The sequence below is a fragment of the Cecembia calidifontis genome (assembly GCF_004216715.1).
Taxonomy (GTDB): Bacteria; Bacteroidota; Bacteroidia; order Cytophagales; family Cyclobacteriaceae; genus Cecembia_A; species Cecembia_A calidifontis.
In genome coordinates this window covers 2580789-2602158 of sequence record NZ_SGXG01000001.1, presented here as the reverse complement: position 1 = coordinate 2602158, position 21370 = coordinate 2580789, and the positions used below count along the sequence as shown (strand labels likewise).

Here is a 21370-nt window from a genome sequence, read left to right as displayed (position 1 = left end):
GTCCAAGAGCCATTACAACTACTGCTAATTTTTTCATGCTTTTCAAGTTTTAAAAACCAAATATGTTTAATTATTAAAGGAATACAAAATTAATTGACCATTAAATTACAGCCCCTAACCTCGCTGTTATCAAATCTCCCCAACACCTCTAAATTGCCAAAATCATCAAATTTCCCCAAGTCTTGGGTTTCTATAAATGCACAGGAATGAAAATTGGCCAGATCTATGACATTTATACCTCCTTGTTTTCTGGAACTAAGCGAAAAGGGGTCATTGATATCCCTCAATATAACGCGCATGGTGAAAGGTAAATTGTATTTGCCCTCTCCTTTTGAATAAGCTTGAGAAAGCAGTTCCGTCATACCATACTCAGAGTGTATCCGGGTCTGAAAAAATGCGGATTTAAGCTTATCATGAACTTCCTCTCTGATCATTTCTTTTCTTCTACCTTTCATCCCCCCTGTCTCCATAACAATCAGGTTTTCCATTTTGGGTATCTTTAATTTACTTTCAGCCAAATCCAATAATGCAAAAGTGACCCCTAAAAGCAGGACTTTTTTCGAATCATTTTTCAGTTGCCGCAGTACATTGACAAGATCCTTATGGTTGTACAGATAAAAACCAGAATAACCGGAACCTGATTTTTTGATGAAATAATCCGCCATGCTCACCAAAGAACTCCCTTTCCTTTCCAAATATGCGGGCAAAAGGGCTAGCACATGGAAATCCTGAATAGAACCATATTCATTTTCAAATAAATTTAAGGCATGATTCAGGTAAAACTCCTCCGACCAAAAATAATGTCTACTGGTAACAGCTCCTGTCGTCCCACTACTGGAATAATACCCCTCATACTGGGAGACATCAGCAGATACAACTTCAAAATCTTTAAAAAAACGGATCGGGAGAAAAGGGATTTGAAGAATATCCTTCACATCCCGGGGATTGACTCCCCTAGCTTCTAAGTAGGATTTATAAACCGGATTATTTTCTGCCTGAAAATAAAAAAGCTCAAGTGCCTTTTCTTCAAAGTTTTGAATGTTAAAATTGAGTATATCCTCCTTAAAACTTTTGAAATAATTCATCGTTTTATAATTTGTATACGGAAAATTGAGCAATTTTACCTTGATGCCGATTTCTTGTAAATTTATGCCAGCATGAGCAGTGTAAAAAATTATCTGTACATATTATTTCTGTTGCCGCTTTCCTATTCCTGTATTTCTCCGCCGGATAATTTCCCAACTGTTCCGGAAATTTCATTTGAGGATATGAGGTTTGTAAATACAGCTGGGGCAGATTCTTTGATTATATCCATTAAGTTTAAAGATGCTGAGGGAGATTTAGGCCTGAATCCTACAGATATAGACCCTCCTTTCCAACCCTTGAACTTCAGGAGAAATGCTGCAGGCTCATTGATTACCTATTCCAACAGACCTCCTGAAGCTCCCAGCTTTAATCCCTTAGACTGGGCTATCAATCCGCTTGTGAATAATACCGTGATAAGAGACACTGTATGGGTAGAACAAAACCCGGATCACAACAATATTTTCGTGAAATTCTTTATCAAAAGAAATGGGGTTTTCAACGAATTCAGATGGCAGGATCCCCCTTTCTTTACAACCTTTAATGGTAGGTTTCCAAGAATTTTTAACGGTAATGATGGAAGGGCCGTAGAAGGAAGCATACAGTATGCCATGCTTTCTTTTGGCTGGCAGTCTATTTTCAGAAATGACACCATTAGGATTGATATCCAAATCCAGGATAGGGCATTGAACAAAAGCAACATTGCTTCCAGTCCGGAAGTTACCCTGAATCAGATTAGTAGGCGGTAATCATATTTATTTAAAAAATATAAAATCCTTAGTCTGTTTTTTAGACATAAAATTAAATGCCGCAGCGTTTTCAAAACCTGCGGCATTTATCTTCATATTGTCTTTAGCATATATATTTAGAGCTGAGGATATCTTTTCGGATCGGCTTCATGCATCATAGCGTAAACCTTTTCGACTACATCCTCCACTGATGGCTTTGAAAAATAGTCTCCATCAGAAGAATATGCTGGCCTATGGGCCTTTCCAGCTAAGGTGGCAGGCTCACTATCCAAGTAATAATAAGCTCCCTGCTCTTCGACTACTTTTTGCATCATATAGGCCGAAGCACCGCCAGGGACGTCCTCGTCCGCGAACAAGACCCTGTTGGTTTTTTTGACAGATTCCAGAATGCTATGATTCACATCAAAAGGCAAGAGGGTCTGCACATCAATGATCTCTATGTCTATACCCATTTCAGCAAGATCTTTTGCAGCATCTTCCACTATCCTGCACATAGACCCATAAGTCACCACGGTAATATCCTTACCTTCTTTTAGTACTTCAGGTTGTCCAAGCTGAACCCTGAATTCGCCAATATTGGCTGGCATTTTTTCTTTCAGCCTGTACCCGTTCAAGCATTCAATTACAAGAGCCGGTTCGTCAGCCTGCATCAGGGTATTGTACATTCCTGCTGCCTGGGTCATGTTTCTGGGAACACAGATCAACATTCCTCTTAGCGAGTGAAGCAACATACCTATGGGGGAACCTGCATGCCATACACCCTCGAGCCTATGACCTCTTGTCCTCACAATCAACGGAGCCTTTTGACCTCCTTTAGTTCTGTAATGCAAACAAGCCAGGTCATCAGACAGGGTCATCAAGGCGTAATGAATATAATCCAGGTACTGGATTTCTGCCATAGGCCTAAGCCCTCTCAAAGCAGTACCTATACCCTGGCCTATTATAGTCACTTCCCTGATGCTGGTATCGGTTACCCGCAATTCACCATGCTTTGCCTGAAGTCCCGCAAAAGCTTGGTTTACATCACCAATTTTACCAACATCTTCCCCAAAGGCAAAAAACCTGGGATCGGTTGACAATAAGTTATCAAAACAAGCCTGCAGCACTTCCCTACCATCCACTAAAGGTGCATCATCTTCGTAACGGACAGGAACCGGAACAACCTTATCGGAAGAAAATTCTGATTGGCTGTATAAATGACTGCTATATCTATCTTCGTTGAGAACCTGCTGATCAGCGTACCACTTTTTAAGCGCTGTCTTGCCGTAATTTTCTTCTGTCCGCAACAGCCATAATGCCCTTCTAACTGTGCTGATTACATCCTTCCGGATCGGATTGATTATTTTGGAAAGATCATCTGCCAAAGCTTCTAACTCCTGCCTGAAAGAAGATTGTTCAGCAGCTTGTTTGATCAATTGGACAGCCTCTTTCAGTTCATTTTTAATTTCACCTGCAAAGGCATTCCAGGCAGCATCTCTTTCTTTTTTGGCAAATGCCTTCGCTTCTTGTTCAATTTGGTCTAGTTCTTCTTCTGTTGCAACACCATTTTCAATGATGTATTTTTTGAACTGGAGAAGGCAATCATATTCTTTCTCCCATTCTAGTCTTTCTTTGGACTTGTAGCGTTCATGAGATCCAGATGTAGAGTGTCCCTGTGGCTGGGTCATTTCTATAACATGAATCATGACCGGAACATGTTCTTCCCTTGCTATTCTGGCTGCATTTTCATAAGCCCTATCCAAGCCCTCGTAATCCCAGCCTTTTACAACAAATATTTCAAATCCCTTTTGGTCATCATTTCGCTGCAGCCCTTTCAAAATCTCAGAGATACTTTCTTTGGTAGTGTGGTATTTATTGGGCACGGAAATGCCATAACCATCATCCCAAATGGAGATAACCATCGGAACTTGTAAAACCCCCGCAGCATTCACCGCTTCAAAAAACATCCCTTCAGAGGTTGAGGCATTTCCTATAGTTCCCCAAGCCACTTCATTTCCATCCTTACTAAATTGCCTCAGTTCTTTCAAACCGGGATTCTGACGGTACAATTTTGAAGCATAAGCCAAACCTAACAATTTTGGCATCTGACCAGCAGTCGGAGAAATGTCAGCAGAAGAGTTTTTCATCGCTGTCAGATTTTTCCATGTACCGTCATCATTTAAAGAACGCGTTGCAAAATGACCGTTCATCAAACGCCCAGCTGAAGCAGGATCTGCTTCTACTGATGTATGCGCATATAATTGGGCAAAGTATTCCCTTATAGTCAATTGACCGATGGCCATCATAAAAGTCTGGTCCCTGTAATATCCGGCTCGGAAATCCCCATTTTGAAAATATCTTGCCATGGCAATCTGAGCTAACTCTTTCCCGTCACCAAAAATGCCGAATTTCGCTTTCCCCATAAAGACTTCCTTCCTCCCCATCAGTGAAGCATGACGGCTTTCCCAGCCTAATCTGTAGTCTTTTAAAAGCTGCTCTTTGTCAAGAACTTTTGATTTTTTGTTTTTTGAAAATGTTGCCACTTTAGTCATATTGTAATCTCTAATCGTTATTTTGGGTATAAATGGCTTTGACCAAGTATTCCAAAAATAGGGAAATTTGTTATTTTTACAAACTTGCAAACAGAATAATCGCAAAAAAATTCGATAAAAAATTCCGAATATTCGACATATTTTTATTTTTGACAAAATATTATTTTTTTCAAATCCCTGAACCCAATTTTTACGATAAGCAAAGCAGCCAAAATGCCATACAAAAATTAGCTAAAAATGAATTTTAAAGATTCTCGGAATTTTTAATTTTTTTAATCAGATTTTTGAAATTTTGTTAAGTAAAACAATCGTTTATGAAATTTAATTTTGAAAAGACATTGTTAATTTTGCTAAATCAAAATAATTGATTTGATTTTGTTCCAATTACATGTTCCCTTATTATCTTTGCGCAACCGTTTTAAAAACCCAAATTGTAACGATATGATCATAGGTGTTCCAAAGGAAATCAAAAACAATGAAAACAGGGTGGCACTTACTCCTGCCGGCGCGAAGGAATTGGTGAAAAGAGGCCATCAGGTTTACGTTCAGCATACAGCCGGACAAGGCAGTGGTTTTTCTGATGATGAATATACTGCAGCAGGTGCTGCCATTTTACCAACAATTGAGGATGTATATGGCATTGCAGAAATGATAATCAAGGTTAAAGAACCAATTGAACCTGAATACAAGCTTATCAAAGAAGGCCAACTTTTATTTACCTATTTCCATTTTGCTTCTTATGAGCCCCTGACCAAAGCCATGGTTGAAAGTAAGGCGGTTTGTTTGGCTTACGAAACTGTTGAAAAGGCAGACAGAAGTCTTCCCCTTTTGGTACCGATGTCAGAAGTAGCAGGTAGAATGGCTATTCAAAAAGGCGCGAATTATCTTGAGAAACCACTTAAAGGCAGAGGCATTCTATTGGGAGGCGTACCGGGAGTACTTCCTGCCAAGGTATTGATCTTAGGTGGTGGTGTAGTAGGAACACAGGCTGCATGGATGGCTGCAGGATTGGGTGCTGATGTGACAATTATGGATGTATCCCTTCCGAGAATGAGGTATCTGGCTGACGTCATGCCTGCCAATGTGAAGACCATGATGTCCAATGAATACAACATCAGGGAAATGATCAAGCATGCTGACCTGATTGTAGGTGCTGTCTTGATTCCTGGTGCCAAAGCCCCTCACCTTATCACCAAAGACATGCTCAAAGACATGAAACCGGGCACCGTTTTGGTGGATGTAGCGGTAGATCAAGGAGGTTGTATCGAAACCTGCAAACCAACTACGCATGAAAACCCAACTTACATCATTGACGATGTGGTGCATTACTGCGTGGCCAATATGCCCGGTGCAGTACCTTACACTTCTACACTGGCTTTGACAAATGCCACACTTCCTTATGCCATTCAATTGGCTGACAAAGGATGGAAAAAAGCTGCTCAGGAAAACCCTGAACTGGTGCCTGGCCTCAATGTTATCAATGGTGATATTGTATACAAAGCTGTGGCTGAGGCATTCAACATGGATTATGTACCGGTAGAAAAATACTTGTCCTAATTCCTAATCAAACATATAAACAAAAAAACCTCTCTGATCCGAGAGGTTTTTTTGTGACTACGAATAACTCAAAGTTTTTTTTTGACAACTGATAATTCCGCCCTTTTAAGGACTTCATTATTGATCACCACCAAGGGAGCGGATTTACAAAAATCCATACACTTGGTTTTAATCAATTTGTATTTACCCTTATGTTCGTGCGATTGGACAAGATGTTTGATCTCAGATTGCAGTTTTTTACATCCTGCCTTCTTGCAGTCAGAACCATAACAAATGAAAATAAATTTTCGGTAAGGAGGCATCAGTCTACGAAGTTTTGAAGATGGTTCTATAATTTAATGAAGATATATCAATTCTGGAAGCTGACAAGTTTATAAAAAAGAAACTTGGCCATGGTAGACCAAGTTTCCAAATATATTCAAAATCCAATTCCCAAGTCTTACTTATTGCGTCTTGTTTCTTGAGCTTTACATCTAGCTTCTCTATTCTCTCGCTTCTCACATCACATATTCCTCCTATATTGGCCTCCCACCTCATACAATGCGTGGGTAATCTGACCCAAAGAACAATACTTGGTCACTTCCATTAATTTTTCGAAGATATTCCCGTTTTGTACGGCCACATGTTGAAGTTCGGCAAGCTCTTTCGCAGCTCTGTTTTTATACCTTTCATGCAGATGGTTGAGAGTTTCTATCTGGGCCTCTTTCTCCTCTTTGGTTGCCCTGATCACCTCACCGGGAATAACGGTTGGTGAACCTTCAGAAGAAAGGAAAGTATTGACCCCAATAATCGGATACTCTCCTGTATGCTTCAACATTTCATAATGCAAGCTTTCCTCTTGTATCTTACCTCTTTGGTACATGGTCTCCATGGCTCCCAAAACCCCTCCTCTTTCGGTTATCCTATCAAACTCCTCATAAACAGCTTCTTCTACCAAATCCGTCAATTCCTCAATGATAAAGGCTCCTTGAATCGGATTTTCATTTTTAGCAAGACCAAGCTCTTTATTGATGATCAATTGGATTGCCATAGCCCTTCTCACAGAAGCCTCAGTCGGTGTGGTTATGGCTTCATCATATGCATTGGTATGCAGGGAATTACAATTATCATAAATCGCATAAAGCGCCTGCAAAGTAGTACGGATATCGTTGAAGTCAATTTCCTGGGCATGCAGAGACCTGCCAGAAGTCTGGATATGGTACTTCAACATTTGGGAGCGCTCATTGGCACCATATTTTAATTTCATTGCCTTTGCCCAAATTCTTCTGGCCACCCTACCTATTACAGCATATTCCGGATCGATTCCATTGGAGAAAAAGAAGGAAAGGTTAGGGGCAAATTTATTGATATCCATTCCCCTGGAAACATAATACTCTACATAGGTAAAGCCATTGGACAAAGTCAGCGCCAATTGTGTAATGGGATTGGCTCCGGCTTCAGCTATGTGATACCCTGAAATAGATACAGAATAAAAGTTCCTGACATTATGGTTGATGAAATACTGCTGAACATCTCCCATCAACCTCAAAGAAAATTCCGTAGAGAAAATGCAGGTATTTTGTGCCTGATCTTCTTTAAGGATATCCGCTTGTACAGTTCCTCTTACCGTGGCCAAAGTTTTAGCTTTGATTTGCTGATAAATATCCGCCGGCAATACCTGATCCCCTGTAACCCCCAAAAGCATTAAGCCTAAACCATCATTCCCATCAGGAATTGTCCCATTATATGTTGGCCTTGGGAGACCTTTCTCTTTATAAATGGCTTCAATTTTTGCATTTACCTCATCTTCCAGGCCATTTTCCCTGATATACAATTCACACTGCTGATCAATAGCAGCATTCATGAAAAAAGCTGTCATGGTAGCCGCAGGACCATTGATGGTCATGGATACGGAAGTCAAAGGATCAGCCAGGTTAAAACCTGAATACAACTTCTTGGCATCATCCAAGCAGCAGACGTTTACACCTGAATTCCCTATTTTTCCATAAATATCCGGACGGTAATCAGGATCTTCTCCATACAATGTCACCGAATCAAATGCCGTAGAAAGCCTTTTGGCAGGCATGTCCTTGGACACATAATGAAACCTTTTATTGGTTCTTTCCGGTCCACCTTCACCTGCAAACATCCTCGTTGGGTCTTCTCCTTCCCTCTTGAACGGAAACACCCCCGAAGTGTAAGGAAACTCTCCAGGGACATTTTCTTTCAATCCCCATTTCAACAAATCTCCCCATGCTTCATATTTAGGAAGCGATACTTTTGGGATCCTGGATTGGGACAATGAAGTATGATAGGTCTTTACTTTGAGCTCTTTGTCCCTGACTTTAAACACATAGTAATCATCTGCATAATGCTGCACCTTCTGTGGCCATTCTTCGAGCCATTTTTTGTTTTTTGGATCAAGCTCTAATTCAAGTTGCTCATATACCTCCTGAAGCTCTTTGACTAGCCTATCTTGATCAGCCACCCGCGCTGATTTTATGGCCTCAATTGATTTTTGAATACTGTATAATTTTTGAGCAACGTTTTTTTGTTCCTCTACCCACTTGTCATAATTACGGTTATTCTCAGATATTTCCGATAGGTAACGGGTTCTTGAAGGTGGGATAATGTAGATTTTCTCGGACATTTCTTTGGTCACTTCAAATGAGGTCACCAAATCCGCTCCGGTTTTCTCTACAAGCTTATGCATGATGGCTTTGTAGAGGTTATTCATACCGGGATCATTAAATTGGGAGGCAATCGTTCCAAAAACAGGTATGTCCTCCTCTGCAATGTCCCAAAGATTGTGGTTTCTTTTGTATTGCTTTTTAACATCACGAAGGGCATCCTGAGCACCTCGTTTGTCAAATTTGTTGAGTGCAATCACATCGGCAAAATCTAACATGTCAATTTTTTCAAGCTGCGTGGCGGCCCCATATTCTGGAGTCATCACATACAAGGACATATCAGAATGCTCGATAATCTCTGTATCAGATTGCCCGATACCGGAAGTCTCCAAAATAATCAGGTCAAAATTTGCGGCTTTGACCACGTCTACCGCATCCTGCACATATTTTGAAAGTGCCAGATTGGATTGCCTTGTGGCCAAAGACCTCATATATACCCTCGGATGGTTGATGGAATTCATCCTGATCCTGTCTCCTAAAAGGGCTCCACCGGTCTTTCTTTTGGAGGGATCTACAGAAATGATAGCAATATGCTTCTCTTTGAAATCCAACAAAAACCTCCTAACCAACTCATCTACCAAAGATGATTTACCGGCCCCTCCGGTCCCTGTTATACCCAAAACCGGGGTTTTACTGGATGCAGAAGCCTTCCTTATACCTTCTAATATTGACTTGCTTTCTTCTGGGAAATTTTCAGCCGCTGAAATACACTTGGCAATGCTGGATTTGTCCGATTTATCAATTGAGGAAAATTGAACGTTTTGCCCAACAGGAAAATCTGACTTTTGGACCAGATCATTGATCATGCCCTGTAAGCCCATGGCCCTACCATCATCAGGAGAATAAATCCTGCATATACCGTACTCGTGGAGTTCCTGAATCTCTTCCGGAAGGATAGTCCCCCCTCCTCCACCAAAAATTTTGATATGTCCCGCTCCTCTCTCTTTCAAAAGGTCATACATATATTTAAAAAATTCAACATGCCCCCCTTGATACGAGGTTATCGCAATAGCTTGAACATCCTCCTGAATGGCACAGTCCACAATTTCCTGTACAGATCGGTTGTGTCCAAGGTGAATCACCTCACAGCCTGTTGACTGAATGATCCTCCTCATGATATTAATAGCAGCATCATGGCCGTCAAACAAAGAGGCAGCGGTTACTATCCGAATGTGGTTTTTGGGTTTATATATATCCTGAGAGTAAGACATTATAAATGGGTTTTTATTCTTAAAAGGAATTCAAATCCAACTGTTCTGAAAAGTTCCAGAATCCAGAATGATACTTGCTTGCGAATATAGCAAAAAAGGCACTTTATCAAACTCAATTTTATTAGAATAGCGGAATAAAATTTTGAAACTGAACACAACCCACACGTAATTAAAATTTTTTTCTTTAGTTATACCAAATAGCCAAACATGTTTGATGTTTTTCTGAGAAATCTTAAAAAATTCCCAAACTTTGATTTTTTCGTTATTGGCAAAATATTGAAATATAATTTTCAAAAATGATTTTCATCATGCTTTTCCAAATTAAATCATCCGAATTTTATGCTATTGAAGTTTTAAACCTTTAAATTAAAGGACATATTAAAAGCTTAGACCATGAAGTTCTCCCTTTACTTAGGAAGTTATAAGAACGTCAAAGTTTTCATACATTGGACGTTTTCCTTGTTGTTGCTATGGATCATCATCTCTAATCTTAGGCAAGGAATACCTATGATGGACATTCTTTGGGTAATCCTATTTGTCTTGGCATTATTTGCCTGTGTGGTCATGCATGAATTTGGTCATGCCCTGGCTGCGCAGCGGTATGGCATTCAGACCAAAGACATAGTCTTGTATCCCATTGGCGGAGTGGCAAGACTTGAAAAATTACCGGAAGATCCCAAACAGGAATTATGGGTTGCTTTTGCCGGTCCTTTGGTGAATATAGCCCTATTTATTATTCTATCTACCATTTTAAGTTTTACAGGATTCAATATCGAAAGCCTAGAGGAACTTAAAATACGCCCCAATACCATATTGCTTTATATAACTTCTGCCAATTTGATTTTGGCCCTGTTTAATTTACTGCCGGCATTTCCAATGGATGGGGGGAGGGTATTAAGGGCCTTTTTATCTATCAAACTTCCGAGGGCAAAAGCTACCCAGATTGCCGGGGGAATAGGTCAGTTTTTGGCTATTTTCTTTGTTTTCTTTGGGTTGTTCAATAATCCTATCCTGGTATTGATCGGCATTTTCATTTTTCTTGGAGCAGGTGCAGAGGTGGCACATACCCAACAGGAAAGTTTCTTAAAAGGCTTCAAGGTTAAGGATGCTTTGATGAGTCATTTTCAAATTCTTGGCTACAATGCACCACTTTCCAAAGCTGTTGAAAAGCTACTCAACTCTCAGGCTACTCATTTTGTGGTAGTCAAAGATGATGTTGCTGTGGGTACAATCAGCAGGAACGAAATCATCAAAGGGCTGGAGACGGACGGTGAACAGGCTTATATCGAGAAATTTGCAGATTTCAATCCCATCAAATTGGAAATCGACTCAGCTCTTGACGATGCATGGAAGCTTATGTTGAGCCAAAACAAAAAAGTTGCTTTTATCATTGAAAATGGACATTTCCTTGGCATACTTGACCAGGAAAATATCAGCGAGCTGATTTTGGTAAAAACCGCGCTCAATCAATGAAAAGTTTCCTGAAGGCTCCGCATGCACTTTCTGCCAAAGAAGTACTGCTACAACTAGGAAGCAGGGAAAACGGGCTTGAGCCTTCAGAGGTTTTGGACAAACTCCATCAATTTGGAAAAAATGAGATACCCGAGCCAGGAAAAAAGCCCGTTTGGAAGATCATCCTTAAGCAATTCAACAATTTGTTGGTTTACATCCTCATGTTGGCGGTTGTTATTTCATTTTTGACACACCATTATGTTGATGTTTATGTAATCCTGGCCGTTATCCTCATCAATGCCCTCATAGGCTTAGTACAAGAATACCGTGCCGAGGGTGCTTTGAAAGCCCTGAAAAATTTATTGGTCCAGAGATGTAAAGTTATCCGTTCAGGCTTTCTCCAGACGGTAAATGCTTTGGATCTCGTCCCGGGAGACATTATTGTTTTGGAAGAAGGAGACAATGTCCCTGCGGACGCCCGGGTGATTTATGCCAAAAATGCACGGGTAACCGAATCTTCTCTGACAGGTGAGGCCGTACCGGTGGAAAAATTTGACGTTGTCCATCCAGAAGAAATTGCCTTAGGGGATAAGTCCAACATGGTTTTGAAAAGCACTTTTGTCACTTCCGGATCCATCAAAGCTGTGGTGACCACGACAGGAAGCCAAACGCTCATTGGGGAAATTGCCAGTTCGCTTAAGGAAATCAAAAGAGAAAAATCAAATTTTCAAAAGAAGACCGATAAACTAGCCAAGCAAATGGCCCTGATCGCAATGGCTACCGCAATGTTCTATTTGTGGTCACCAGGCTTTTTCAGGATATCCCTTTATCGGAGTCTTTTTTAATTTCTTTGGCCGCTCTTGTTGCCACCATCCCGGAAGGTCTACCTGCTGTACTTTCGATCGTTTTGGCTGTAGGGTCATAACGAATGTCCAAGAAAAATGCCATTATCAGGGAAATGACTGCTACGGAAAGTTTGGGCTCCGTGGACACTATTATCACCGACAAAACCGGGACGCTCACCCAAAACACGATGACTATCACCAGACTTTGGATGCCCGAAACAAGTGATGTCAAAGTGACCGGTGAAGGTTGGGAAAGCATTGGGCAATTCCATGGTAGTGAAGAGGACATTCTTACAATTGAACAACTTTTTGAAATTGCTGCCCATTGCCACAATTCATCCATAGAAATCAACGGAAAAGGTCAGTATCAGATTACCGGAGACCCTTCGGAAGCTGCTTTTTTGGTCTTGGGCAACAAAGCGGGAAAAACCAAAGAACTTGAAATTTTAGAAGATGTGGCCTTCAATTCTGACCTTAAGTACCGGTCAACCCTTGTACTCAAAGAAGGCAAAAAGCTCAGATTTTATTTGGGCGCTCCTGAAGCCATAATGTCCATTTGTACAATGACCCGGAACAAGGATGGCCAAAGGATCCCGCTCACAGATAAGACCCTGATTGAAGATAAAATCCACCTTTGGTCAACTGAAAGTCTTCGGGTTCTGGCACTGGCCAAAAAGGAAGAAGAAGATTCAATAGAAGGCAAAGACCTGGAGTTTGTTGGACTGGCCGGGATGATAGATCCTCCAAGACCAGGAGTTCATGAAGCTTTGAAATCCTGTCACCAAGCCGGAATAAGGGTAATCATGGCCACAGGGGATCATGCCTCCACAGCACTATCCATAGGAAAGGAAGTTGGAATTGTAAGAGCGGGCAGAGAAAAAGTATTATCGGAACTTGAACTTGCCAAAATGAATGACGATGAATTTGATCGAGCCGTGCAAGAAGTGGATGTTTTCTCAAGACTTACCCCAATGATGAAGTTGAAAATCGCCAAATCTCTTCAGAAAAACGGCTCACTCATAGCCATGACCGGAGATGGGGTCAATGATGCCCCTGCCCTCAAACAGGCAGATATTGGGATTTCCATGGGGATAATGGGAACCGATGTGGCCAAAGATGCGTCCATGATGGTTTTGGCCGATGATAATTTTGCTACTATTGTCAAAGCTGTGGAACAGGGAAGGATAGTCTTCAACAATGCCAGGAGAACTTCTTTCTTTTTGATTACCACCAACTTTGCCGAAATTTTCACACTGATTTTGACAGTATTGTTTGGATTACCCATACCATTAACTGCCACTCAGATTTTATGGATCAACATCGTCACAGATGGTTTTTGTGACAAAGCCCTTGCTACTGAAAAGGGAAAAGGGAACGAATTAACCTACCCTCCTATTGCCCCCAATGAAAACATCATCAACAAGAGCATAGTCCCCTTTTTGATCATCAGTACGTTAATCATGACCTCCTTGGCCATTTTTGCATTTTGGTGGTATTTACCAGAAGGGATAGAAAAAGCAAGGACTTTGACATTTATTTCATTGGCATTCAGTCAGCTGTTCAACGCACTCAATATGAGAAACTTGAATGGCTCCGTTTTATCACTTGGAATTTTCTCTAACAAATGGTTGAATTATGCCCTGATTATTTCTATATTGATTACTATATTAATCATTGAAATCCCAGTACTTTCTTACGCCTTCAAATTCCAGCCTATTTCTTTTTGGGAATTCTTATTGTGGGCCAGCCTTTCATCCTTGGTATTCTGGGCCACTGAAATCTTTAAGTATTATAAATTCCGCGTTTCATGAAAAATTATTCCTTTACATCAGCCTCAAATGCTTTAGACCTTATTGAAAGCAATCAGCGGGTTTTTGTCCATGGAAGTGCCGCTACACCAACTTTCATTCTTGAAGAGCTGGCAAAAAGAAAAGAAACGCTCAGTAATGTGGAGTTGGTTAGCATTTCCACTTTTGGGCCTATGCCCTTAGCAGATGAGGACTATGCAGGAAGTTTTTTCTTTAACTCTTTCTTTGTGTCCAGCAATATACGTGCTGCAGTTAACACAGAACGGGGAGATTATATACCACTTTTCTTAAGTGAAATAGGACAACTCTTTAGAAAAAAAATCATGCCCTTGGATGTAGCTATAGTCCATGTCTCAGAACCTGACGCCCATGGTTTTTGCTCCTTGGGTGTGTCTGTGAACATAGCAAAAGCGGCGGTGGAATCAGCCAAGAAGGTAATCGCACAAGTAAATCCCAATATGCCCAGAACCCATGGAGATGGACATATTCATTTCAGTAAATTCAACGCAGCAGTTTATACCGATCAAGCGCTGCATGAAATCAATTATTTAGAAAAAGTCACAAATGTTGAGAGGCAGATCGGCATATACATTTCTGAACTGATTGAAGATAGGTCTACACTTCAGTTAGGGGTTGGGGCAATTCCTGATGCGGTATTGGCTGCCTTAAAAAATCACAAAGATTTGGGTGTCCACACCGAAATGTTCTCGAATGGCATTCTTGATTTGTTGGAATCTGGCACCATCACCAATGCCTACAAAAAGAAGCACAAGGGAAAAGTCCTGACATCATTTGCAGCCGGAACCAAAAGGCTCTACGATACCATTCATGACAATCCATTATTTACCTTTCAAGAAGCAGAATATGCCAATGATTCCGCAATTATCAGAAAAAACCCAAAAATGGTGGCGATCAATAGCTGTCTTGAAATTGACCTAACAGGTCAGGTTTGTGCGGACTCCATCGGAAGCTACCAATATTCCGGTGTAGGCGGTCAGATGGATTTTATGCGTGGCGCAGCACTATCGGAAGGAGGGAAACCCATTTTGGCATTGCGGTCAACCAAAAGAAATGGAGAAAGCAAAATTGTGCCCTTTTTGAAAGAAGGGGCTGGGGTAGTAACCACACGGGCTCACGTTCATTATGTGGTTACTGAATTCGGTGTCGCTTATCTGTATGGAAAAAATCTGAGACAAAGAGCTGAAGCCCTTAGGGATATCGCTCACCCTGATCACAGGGAAAATCTTGAAAAAGCCATCTTCGAAAGGTTTGGAAGAAAATTAAAAACAGTATCTTAGTTATTCCAAGCTTAAAGAGAGTAGTTTTTGATATTAACCTAACGGAAGGATCCTTAAAAAATTGATGGGTTCAGCGTATCATTGATTTGAACTATATAAAACAGATAAAGCCATGATTGAAAAATCTTCCATATCGGATAAAAAATGGCATTCCATTGAAAAGGAGGAAGTTTTTGAGCTACTCAAGACGTCTCCTGAAGGACTTGACAGTGCAGCCGTAAAAGAACGATTTGCGTCCTTTGGCCCCAACAAACTCCCCGAGAAACATAAAATCAGTATTTGGAAGATAATTATCAGCCAACTAATCAACCCCCTGATATTTATCCTGATTGCTGCAGCTATAGCATCAATACTCATTGGTGAAGGGGAAGATGCCATTTTCATTTTTTTGGTTATCCTGATCAATACAGCTATCGGGGCTTATCAGGAGTTCAATGCCGAGAAAAGTGCTGCAAGTCTGCAAAAATTACTTAGGATCCGATCAAAAGTGAAAAGAGATGGAGCGGAAAAGTATTTGGATTCAGAGGAACTGGTTCCAGGAGATCTTGTTTTCCTTGAATCAGGAAATAAAGTCCCGGCGGATTTAAGGATGATTGAAGTCCAAGGTCTCGAAATTGATGAAAGTTTCCTGACCGGTGAGTCTCAGGCTGTCATAAAAAACACCGAAGTGGTAAAAAAAGAAACTGTAGTAGCCGACAGAAAAAATATAGCCTATGCTGGTTCTACGGTCATGTCTGGGCGAGGAATAGGTATTTGTATCGGGACAGGATTGGATACAGAAGTGGGAAAAATAGCCCAGCATGTCTCAGAAGGGGAATCAGCTAAACCACCTCTGATCCACAGGATGGAAAAATTCACAAAAAAAATTGCTTACATCGTTATTGTACTGAGCGTAATTCTGGCGGTTTTGTTACGTATTCAGGGGATGGATATGGCCGCTATCTTCTTTTTTGTGGTGGCTTTGGCCGTATCAGCTATTCCTGAAGGTTTACCTGTATCGCTCACAGTAGCTCTTGCAGTGGCTACAAAAAGAATGGCCAAAAGAAATGTAATAGTGAGAAAACTTACTTCAGTGGAAAGTTTAGGAAGCTGTACGGTAATCGCCAGCGACAAGACAGGAACACTTACTGTAAACCAACAAACTGTCAAAAAGATTTTATTAGCCAATGGGGAATCCTTCCATGTTTCAGGAGAAGGTTATAACGGTGAGGGGCAAATATACCTTGAAGAAAAAAATGAGCTTCTATCAGATTTAGAAAAACATTCAGATCTGAGAAAAATTATTGAAGTTTCCATGTTGGCCAATGAAGCCGGACTGAAGTTTAAAGAAGGACAATGGGAGCACCATGGTGATGCCATGGATGTGGCTTTATTGGGATTGGGTTACAAGGCCCATATGAACCCTACTGAAATCAGAAATACTTTTAAACTGAAAGGCAAAATCCCCTATGAATCTGAGAAAAAATTTGCTGCAGCTTTTTACCAAAGGGGAACAAAAACTTTCTGTGGATTAAAAGGTGCCGTCGAAACAGTCTTGGAGTTTTGTTCATTTCCTGAAAACACTCCTTCCACTAAGGAAAAAATACATCAACAGGCGGATGATTTGGCCGCAAACGGGTACAGGGTGCTTGCATTTGCAGAAGGGCTAGTTTCAAATTTTAAAAATTCAGAAACTGACCTGGAAAATCAAATCCCTTCACTTGATTTCATTGGATTGATATGTTTCATTGACCCATTGAGAGCAGAAGCCAAGACAGCTGTTGAAAAATGTAAAAAAGCAGGAATCAAGGTAATTATGATAACAGGGGACCACCCCGCAACAGCTGCCAATATCGCAACAGAACTTGGTATACAGGAAAACAATCACACAGTGGTTACAGGAAAAATGCTAAGCCGGTCAGGAAACCCTGAAAATCAAAAATTTAAAGATTTGGTATTGTCTACTTCTGTTTTTGCAAGGGTCTCTCCACAGCAAAAATTGGAAATCGTGGATTCACTGATCAAAGCGGGTGAATTTGTTGCAGTTACCGGTGATGGTGTCAATGATGCCCCTGCCCTCAGGCGGGCCAATATAGGAGTGGCCATGGGTTCCGGCACCGATGTTGCCAAGGATGTAGGTGCTATGATCGTGGTTGATGACAATTTTTCTTCGATCGTTGCAGGCGTTGAAGAAGGAAGATTTGCTTATGACAATGTGAGGAAAGTAATCTATTTATTGGTTTCTACTGGGGCAGCAGAAGTCTTCATGTTTCTGATGGCAATCATAGCAGGCCTTCCGCTTCCTTTGCTGGCTGTACAGCTGCTTTGGCTCAACCTAGTGACCAACGGCATTCAGGACAAAGCGCTCGCCTTTGAAGCCGGCGAACCTGAAACCATGGGAAGAAAGCCCAGAAAACCCAGCGAAGGTATCTTTAACCAGATTATGAGCAAGCAAATCCTCATTTCAGGGTTCTTTATTGGGGCCATTGCCTTTGGATATTGGTTTTACTTGATCAATTACCAGAATATGGAAGAACAATATGCCCGAAACTTGGTCTTGTTGCTCATGGTTTTCCTACAAAACTTCCATATTTTCAACTGTAGATCCGAAAGAAAATCCACGTTTAGGATCCCTTTGTTAAAAAATATATGGCTTATAATTTTAGTACTTGCTGCTCAGGGTGTTCATATTGCAAGTATGCATATTCCATTTATGCAAGGTCTACTCAGAATCCATCCAATAACTTTAAGGGAATGGGGTATCATTTTGTCCCTTGCATTACCCATCATCCTGATCATGGAGGTTTTCAAAATATTTTATAATAAACTAAACCCACAATCATGATTCTTAGACGGTTTTTCCCTCTTCTCTTTCTTCCTCTTATTCCCTTGCTCGTCTGGTCACATACAATTCAATCCCCTTACGGATTACTTCAATTTGGATTTGAATTACAGGAGGGAGCATCAACGTATGCTTTATCCTAAAAAGGAAAACCGGTCATTTTGACCAGTAAATTGGGTTTGGAATTGAAAAATAAACCTTCACTTTTAGATGGTTTCAATATTCTTGAGGTAAAGCATCAGCGGTTTGATGAAATTTGGGAGCCAGTATGGGGAGAAGAATCCCAAATCAGGAACCATTACCATGAAATGGCAGTCTTCTTGAACCATGCATCAACTGACCGTCAGCTCATCATACGCTTCCGCCTATTTGACGAGGGATTAGGTTTTCGATACGAGTTTCCGGTCTAGGCTAATCTTGCCCACTTTATTCTGAAAGAAGAAAGGGACCAATTTTAAATGTCAGGAGATTATATGTCTTTTTGGATTGAAGGAGATTATGTAACCCATGAGTATATATAGTGAATCGAGTCTTTTCGAAATCAGAGGACTAAGGGAATCCTCTTTCACATAGAAAATTTCCCAAACTTCTTTTTCTCCGACAAGCGTTCAAACAGCATTGATGATGAGAACTGATGATGGGCTGTATATCAACCTGCATGAAGCCGGATTGATCAATTATTCTACCATGCACCACCACCAGGATGATAAAAAAATGATTTTTGAATCTTGGCATTTGGAAATAGAACCTGAGTATTACCTGACTATTGCCAGAAAAGCAAAAGGAAAACAGGAATGGTATATTAATGCCGTTAAGTTAAGGAATGTGATTAAATAGATTTGTAATTCATTGAGTATTTCAGTTTAGCTCTGAATTTCCGCTTGAATACCTGGTTTCTTTTTGAATATTCTATTTTGGAAGCGATTTTCTTTACATATTTCTGGATAATCTGCTCCAATTCACCAATTAAATCTCTGATTTTAAGAATCAGGGATTTTGTTTTTGACAATGCATAAGTTTTATTGATTATCAAGGTCCTTGCTGACTTTGATGTCCGTCCTGTTTTGGTTTTTGGCTCCACATCATAGCAAAGAATATTGCAGAGTGATATGATCAGGGTCTTAGCATAGAAGTCCTGCTGGACCGCCCATGCTGTTTTGCCGGAAAAATCAGATACTTCAAGTCTTGATTTGATCAGTTTATATGCTTCTTCTATTCCCCATCTCTGTTTGTACAGGTTTATTAGAGAGGAGGCTGTATATTTTTTCCTGTCCAACAGCGAAGTCGCATATATTGAAATCTTACCCTTCTTATTCTTTTTCTTGATCAGTCTTACGGTCATGGTTTGGGATAACGAGGGATACTTTTCAAGCAGCCATCTGTATTTTGGAGGGAGTATTAATGTATATTCCGCATCAGAGGAACTACTTCGGGAAAAATCTTCGACACATTTCCACCAATTGTCTTTCATCCTGAAAAGAAAGTCGGCCCCTTTTCCTTTCAATTCGAAAAAAAGTCTCAGTGATGCATAATACCTGTCGCACACAAGAAGATCCCCTTCTTTAATATGTCCAAGATGGGCATGACATAGGGTGGCTTCCGAAGTGGTGTAGCTTTCCATACCGGCATCCAGTACAAGGCCGTTGTAAACATCATACAGGTAAGATATCCTGCTCATGTAATGTCCCGCATCCGCATTGGGCCCAAAACCATGATAGCTGAACTTCTCTGACATGGAGGGATGATCCGGGAGTTCAAGTGTTGAACCATCAACAGAAAGCACCCTATGCCCCTTCCATTTCTTGAACTTTGCATGTTGGTAAAAAAGACTGCAGATCAAACCGTTAAGCTTTTTAAAAACTGTATAGCACAGTTTTTTCCTGGCCTGGGTAAATGCACTTTTAGTGGGCGATAAGGAAGATTCCCCAAAAAACTCTTCAAGGCAGATATTAAGTCCTTTGTTGCTCTTTGACAAAATAAAAAGCACAAGAACTTCAAAGGAAAAGAAACGGTCACGAAGAAAATCTTTCACCGAAGTCCTACTTTCGATGATAAATTTTTCATAACTTAGTTTTAACTTGAATTCATTTACAATTAAAGTTTTAAGGCTTCCAGCACTCCCTGCTTTCGGAAGCCTTATTTTATACCTCTAATATAATGAATTTCAGTTAATTAACCACTAACTAAACGGCATTAAATGGTATATAGGAAATGTGAATGGAAATGAATCCAGGGTGTCAAACATTGGCTTTGATTTCCTGGAACCGAAAAAAACTTACATAGCCACTATCTATGCAGATGCTAAGGATGCACATTACTTAAAAAAACCCAAGCCTATACCATCAGAAAAGTATTGGTAAACAACAAATCTAAACTTTCCCAATTATCAGCACCCGTGGGAGGATATGCAATTCGTATTTTCAAATGACAAAAAAAGAAGCTACCAAAAGATTAAAGATATTGAAATTGTTCCAAGACTAAAAAAACTGTAGCAATAAATCACTAATAGTTAAGTTTTTAATTCACTCCCTCAAAAACCGATTCTATCCAAGGATCTGGTGTGGTATCAAATTTTATATCTCCTATCTTGTAAATGTAGCTGATGCCCGTCACATTGGTAGTAAAAACCTTCTCTGCTTCCGAAAGGTCATTTTCCATAAACTCTCCCTCTATGATTGCTTTCCCCAAGTCCTTCAATCTTTGAATCACACGGTTTCTTCCCACTCCTGCAATGCAGGAGCAGGATAAAGAAGGGGTATAATAAATTCCATTTTTGATCCAAAAAATATTTGAAGCACCTGCTTCGGAAATAAAGCCTTTTGAGTTCTTCAAAATCACCTCATCCATATCCAAAAAATCCCTTTCCTGAGCCGCCATTACATAAGGTAGGGCAGATAAAGTTTTACATTGAATCCAAGGTAAGTCCGGAAGACGGATAGTAGTACTGATGTACGCATTGAATTTCACCGAAGGCGCTTTTTGGAAGGGTTGAATCATCAATGTCTCAGAGGAGAAATTTTCCTCAGGGGTATATTTTCCTATCCCAGACCTAAAAACATTCCATCTGATTCTCAAAGTTTTAGCATTCAAAGCCAATTCACTGATTTTTTCTTCTACCTCCGATAACTTCGACAGCCTGTCTTTATCTATACCTAGTTGATCCAGTCCATGATTTAGTCTCTCAAGATGCTGTTCTGCAAACCTAATTTTCCCATGATTAAAAACCATGGTTTCAAAGAGCCCATCTCCAAACAAAAAACCCCGGTTATGCCATAAAATCGGGTCTGATGTCCAATCTCCGTCTTCTTGCTTGTAAAGATAAATTGTATCAAAATCGCTCACAGGA

At 40.4% G+C, this 21370-nt stretch carries 16 protein-coding genes; 10 read left to right on the top strand and 6 right to left on the bottom strand.

The features are described from left to right. Positions 1-89: 89 nt before the first annotated feature. Positions 90-1085: an acyl transferase gene (locus BC751_RS11245; RefSeq protein WP_130275616.1), complete on the bottom strand. Its 996-nt coding sequence runs from the start codon at positions 1083-1085 to the stop codon at positions 90-92. A 72-nt stretch (positions 1086-1157) separates the two neighbouring features. Between BC751_RS11245 and BC751_RS11240 the strand changes: the two genes are divergently transcribed. Then, positions 1158-1832, top strand: a complete 675-nt coding sequence (locus BC751_RS11240; RefSeq protein ID WP_130275615.1) for a hypothetical protein — start codon at positions 1158-1160, stop codon at positions 1830-1832. Between the two features lie 116 nt (positions 1833-1948). On the opposite strand, the gene BC751_RS11235 is transcribed toward BC751_RS11240, so the two are convergent. Next, positions 1949-4363 carry an alpha-ketoacid dehydrogenase subunit alpha/beta gene (locus BC751_RS11235; protein WP_130275614.1) on the bottom strand — a complete coding sequence of 805 codons (2415 nt, stop codon included), beginning with the start codon at positions 4361-4363 and terminating at the stop codon, positions 1949-1951. Positions 4364-4804: 441 nt separating this feature from the next. On the opposite strand from BC751_RS11235, the gene ald reads away from it, so the two are divergent. Further along, positions 4805-5920 carry an alanine dehydrogenase gene (gene ald / locus BC751_RS11230; protein WP_130275613.1) on the top strand — a complete coding sequence of 372 codons (1116 nt, stop codon included), beginning with the start codon at positions 4805-4807 and terminating at the stop codon, positions 5918-5920. A gap of 68 nt (positions 5921-5988) precedes the next feature. Here the strand turns inward: ald and BC751_RS11225 are convergent, their stop codons facing one another. Beyond that, complete coding sequence (locus BC751_RS11225; RefSeq protein WP_130275612.1) at positions 5989-6222, bottom strand: (2Fe-2S) ferredoxin domain-containing protein; 234 nt, start codon at positions 6220-6222, stop codon at positions 5989-5991. Between the two features lie 200 nt (positions 6223-6422). Then, positions 6423-9800, bottom strand: coding sequence for a methylmalonyl-CoA mutase family protein (locus tag BC751_RS11220; protein ID WP_130275611.1), 3378 nt, complete (start codon positions 9798-9800; stop codon positions 6423-6425). 393 nt (positions 9801-10193) lie between these two features. Here BC751_RS11220 and BC751_RS11215 point away from each other — a divergent pair, with 393 nt between their 5' ends. From BC751_RS11215 to BC751_RS22405, 7 genes are all read left to right on the top strand, one after another. Beyond that, positions 10194-11273: a site-2 protease family protein gene (locus tag BC751_RS11215; protein ID WP_130275610.1), complete on the top strand. Its 1080-nt coding sequence runs from the start codon at positions 10194-10196 to the stop codon at positions 11271-11273. Then, entirely contained in the window at positions 11270-12097 is an 828-nt protein-coding gene (locus BC751_RS22415) for an HAD-IC family P-type ATPase (RefSeq protein WP_242617445.1), read from the top strand. The genes BC751_RS11215 and BC751_RS22415 overlap by 4 nt, the downstream gene beginning before the upstream one ends. An 83-nt stretch (positions 12098-12180) precedes the next feature. Then, positions 12181-13908: a cation-translocating P-type ATPase gene (locus BC751_RS11210; protein WP_242617444.1), complete on the top strand. Its 1728-nt coding sequence runs from the start codon at positions 12181-12183 to the stop codon at positions 13906-13908. After that, complete coding sequence (locus BC751_RS11205) at positions 13905-15203, top strand: acetyl-CoA hydrolase/transferase family protein (RefSeq protein WP_130275609.1); 1299 nt, start codon at positions 13905-13907, stop codon at positions 15201-15203. Before BC751_RS11210 ends, BC751_RS11205 begins: the two co-directional genes overlap by 4 nt. A 112-nt stretch (positions 15204-15315) precedes the next feature. Further along, positions 15316-18027 carry a cation-translocating P-type ATPase gene (locus tag BC751_RS11200; protein WP_130275608.1) on the top strand — a complete coding sequence of 904 codons (2712 nt, stop codon included), beginning with the start codon at positions 15316-15318 and terminating at the stop codon, positions 18025-18027. Between the two features lie 158 nt (positions 18028-18185). After that, positions 18186-18434, top strand: coding sequence for a glycoside hydrolase family 97 N-terminal domain-containing protein (locus tag BC751_RS22410; protein WP_242617443.1), 249 nt, complete (start codon positions 18186-18188; stop codon positions 18432-18434). A gap of 211 nt (positions 18435-18645) precedes the next feature. Continuing rightward, positions 18646-18861 (top strand): hypothetical protein, encoded by a 216-nt coding sequence (locus tag BC751_RS22405; protein ID WP_242617442.1) that lies wholly within the window; start codon positions 18646-18648, stop codon positions 18859-18861. On the opposite strand, the gene BC751_RS11190 is transcribed toward BC751_RS22405, so the two are convergent. Then, entirely contained in the window at positions 18854-20056 is a 1203-nt protein-coding gene (locus BC751_RS11190; RefSeq protein ID WP_165389808.1) for an IS4 family transposase, read from the bottom strand. The two genes, BC751_RS22405 and BC751_RS11190, sit on opposite strands and share 8 nt — an antisense overlap. A gap of 181 nt (positions 20057-20237) precedes the next feature. Between BC751_RS11190 and BC751_RS22400 the strand changes: the two genes are divergently transcribed. Continuing rightward, on the top strand, positions 20238-20384 hold the full coding sequence (locus tag BC751_RS22400; RefSeq protein ID WP_341272837.1) for a glycoside hydrolase family 97 C-terminal domain-containing protein: 147 nt from the start codon (positions 20238-20240) through the stop codon (positions 20382-20384). A 157-nt stretch (positions 20385-20541) separates the two neighbouring features. Here the strand turns inward: BC751_RS22400 and BC751_RS11180 are convergent, their stop codons facing one another. Then, complete coding sequence (locus tag BC751_RS11180) at positions 20542-21366, bottom strand: aminotransferase class IV (protein ID WP_130275607.1); 825 nt, start codon at positions 21364-21366, stop codon at positions 20542-20544. Positions 21367-21370: the final 4 nt, after the last annotated feature.

Bases quoted from the DNA above. Each gene is read 5' to 3' on its own strand.
- BC751_RS11245 (WP_130275616.1), bottom strand. From the start codon at position 1,085: ATGAATTATTTCAAAAGTTTTAAGGAGGATATACTCAATTTTAACATT.
- BC751_RS11240 (WP_130275615.1), top strand. From the start codon at position 1,158: ATGAGCAGTGTAAAAAATTATCTGTACATATTATTTCTGTTGCCGCTT.
- BC751_RS11235 (WP_130275614.1), bottom strand. From the start codon at position 4,363: ATGACTAAAGTGGCAACATTTTCAAAAAACAAAAAATCAAAAGTTCTT.
- ald (WP_130275613.1), top strand. From the start codon at position 4,805: ATGATCATAGGTGTTCCAAAGGAAATCAAAAACAATGAAAACAGGGTG.
- BC751_RS11225 (WP_130275612.1), bottom strand. From the start codon at position 6,222: ATGCCTCCTTACCGAAAATTTATTTTCATTTGTTATGGTTCTGACTGC.
- BC751_RS11220 (WP_130275611.1), bottom strand. From the start codon at position 9,800: ATGTCTTACTCTCAGGATATATATAAACCCAAAAACCACATTCGGATA.
- BC751_RS11215 (WP_130275610.1), top strand. From the start codon at position 10,194: ATGAAGTTCTCCCTTTACTTAGGAAGTTATAAGAACGTCAAAGTTTTC.
- BC751_RS22415 (WP_242617445.1), top strand. From the start codon at position 11,270: ATGAAAAGTTTCCTGAAGGCTCCGCATGCACTTTCTGCCAAAGAAGTA.
- BC751_RS11210 (WP_242617444.1), top strand. From the start codon at position 12,181: ATGTCCAAGAAAAATGCCATTATCAGGGAAATGACTGCTACGGAAAGT.
- BC751_RS11205 (WP_130275609.1), top strand. From the start codon at position 13,905: ATGAAAAATTATTCCTTTACATCAGCCTCAAATGCTTTAGACCTTATT.
- BC751_RS11200 (WP_130275608.1), top strand. From the start codon at position 15,316: ATGATTGAAAAATCTTCCATATCGGATAAAAAATGGCATTCCATTGAA.
- BC751_RS22405 (WP_242617442.1), top strand. From the start codon at position 18,646: ATGATGAGAACTGATGATGGGCTGTATATCAACCTGCATGAAGCCGGA.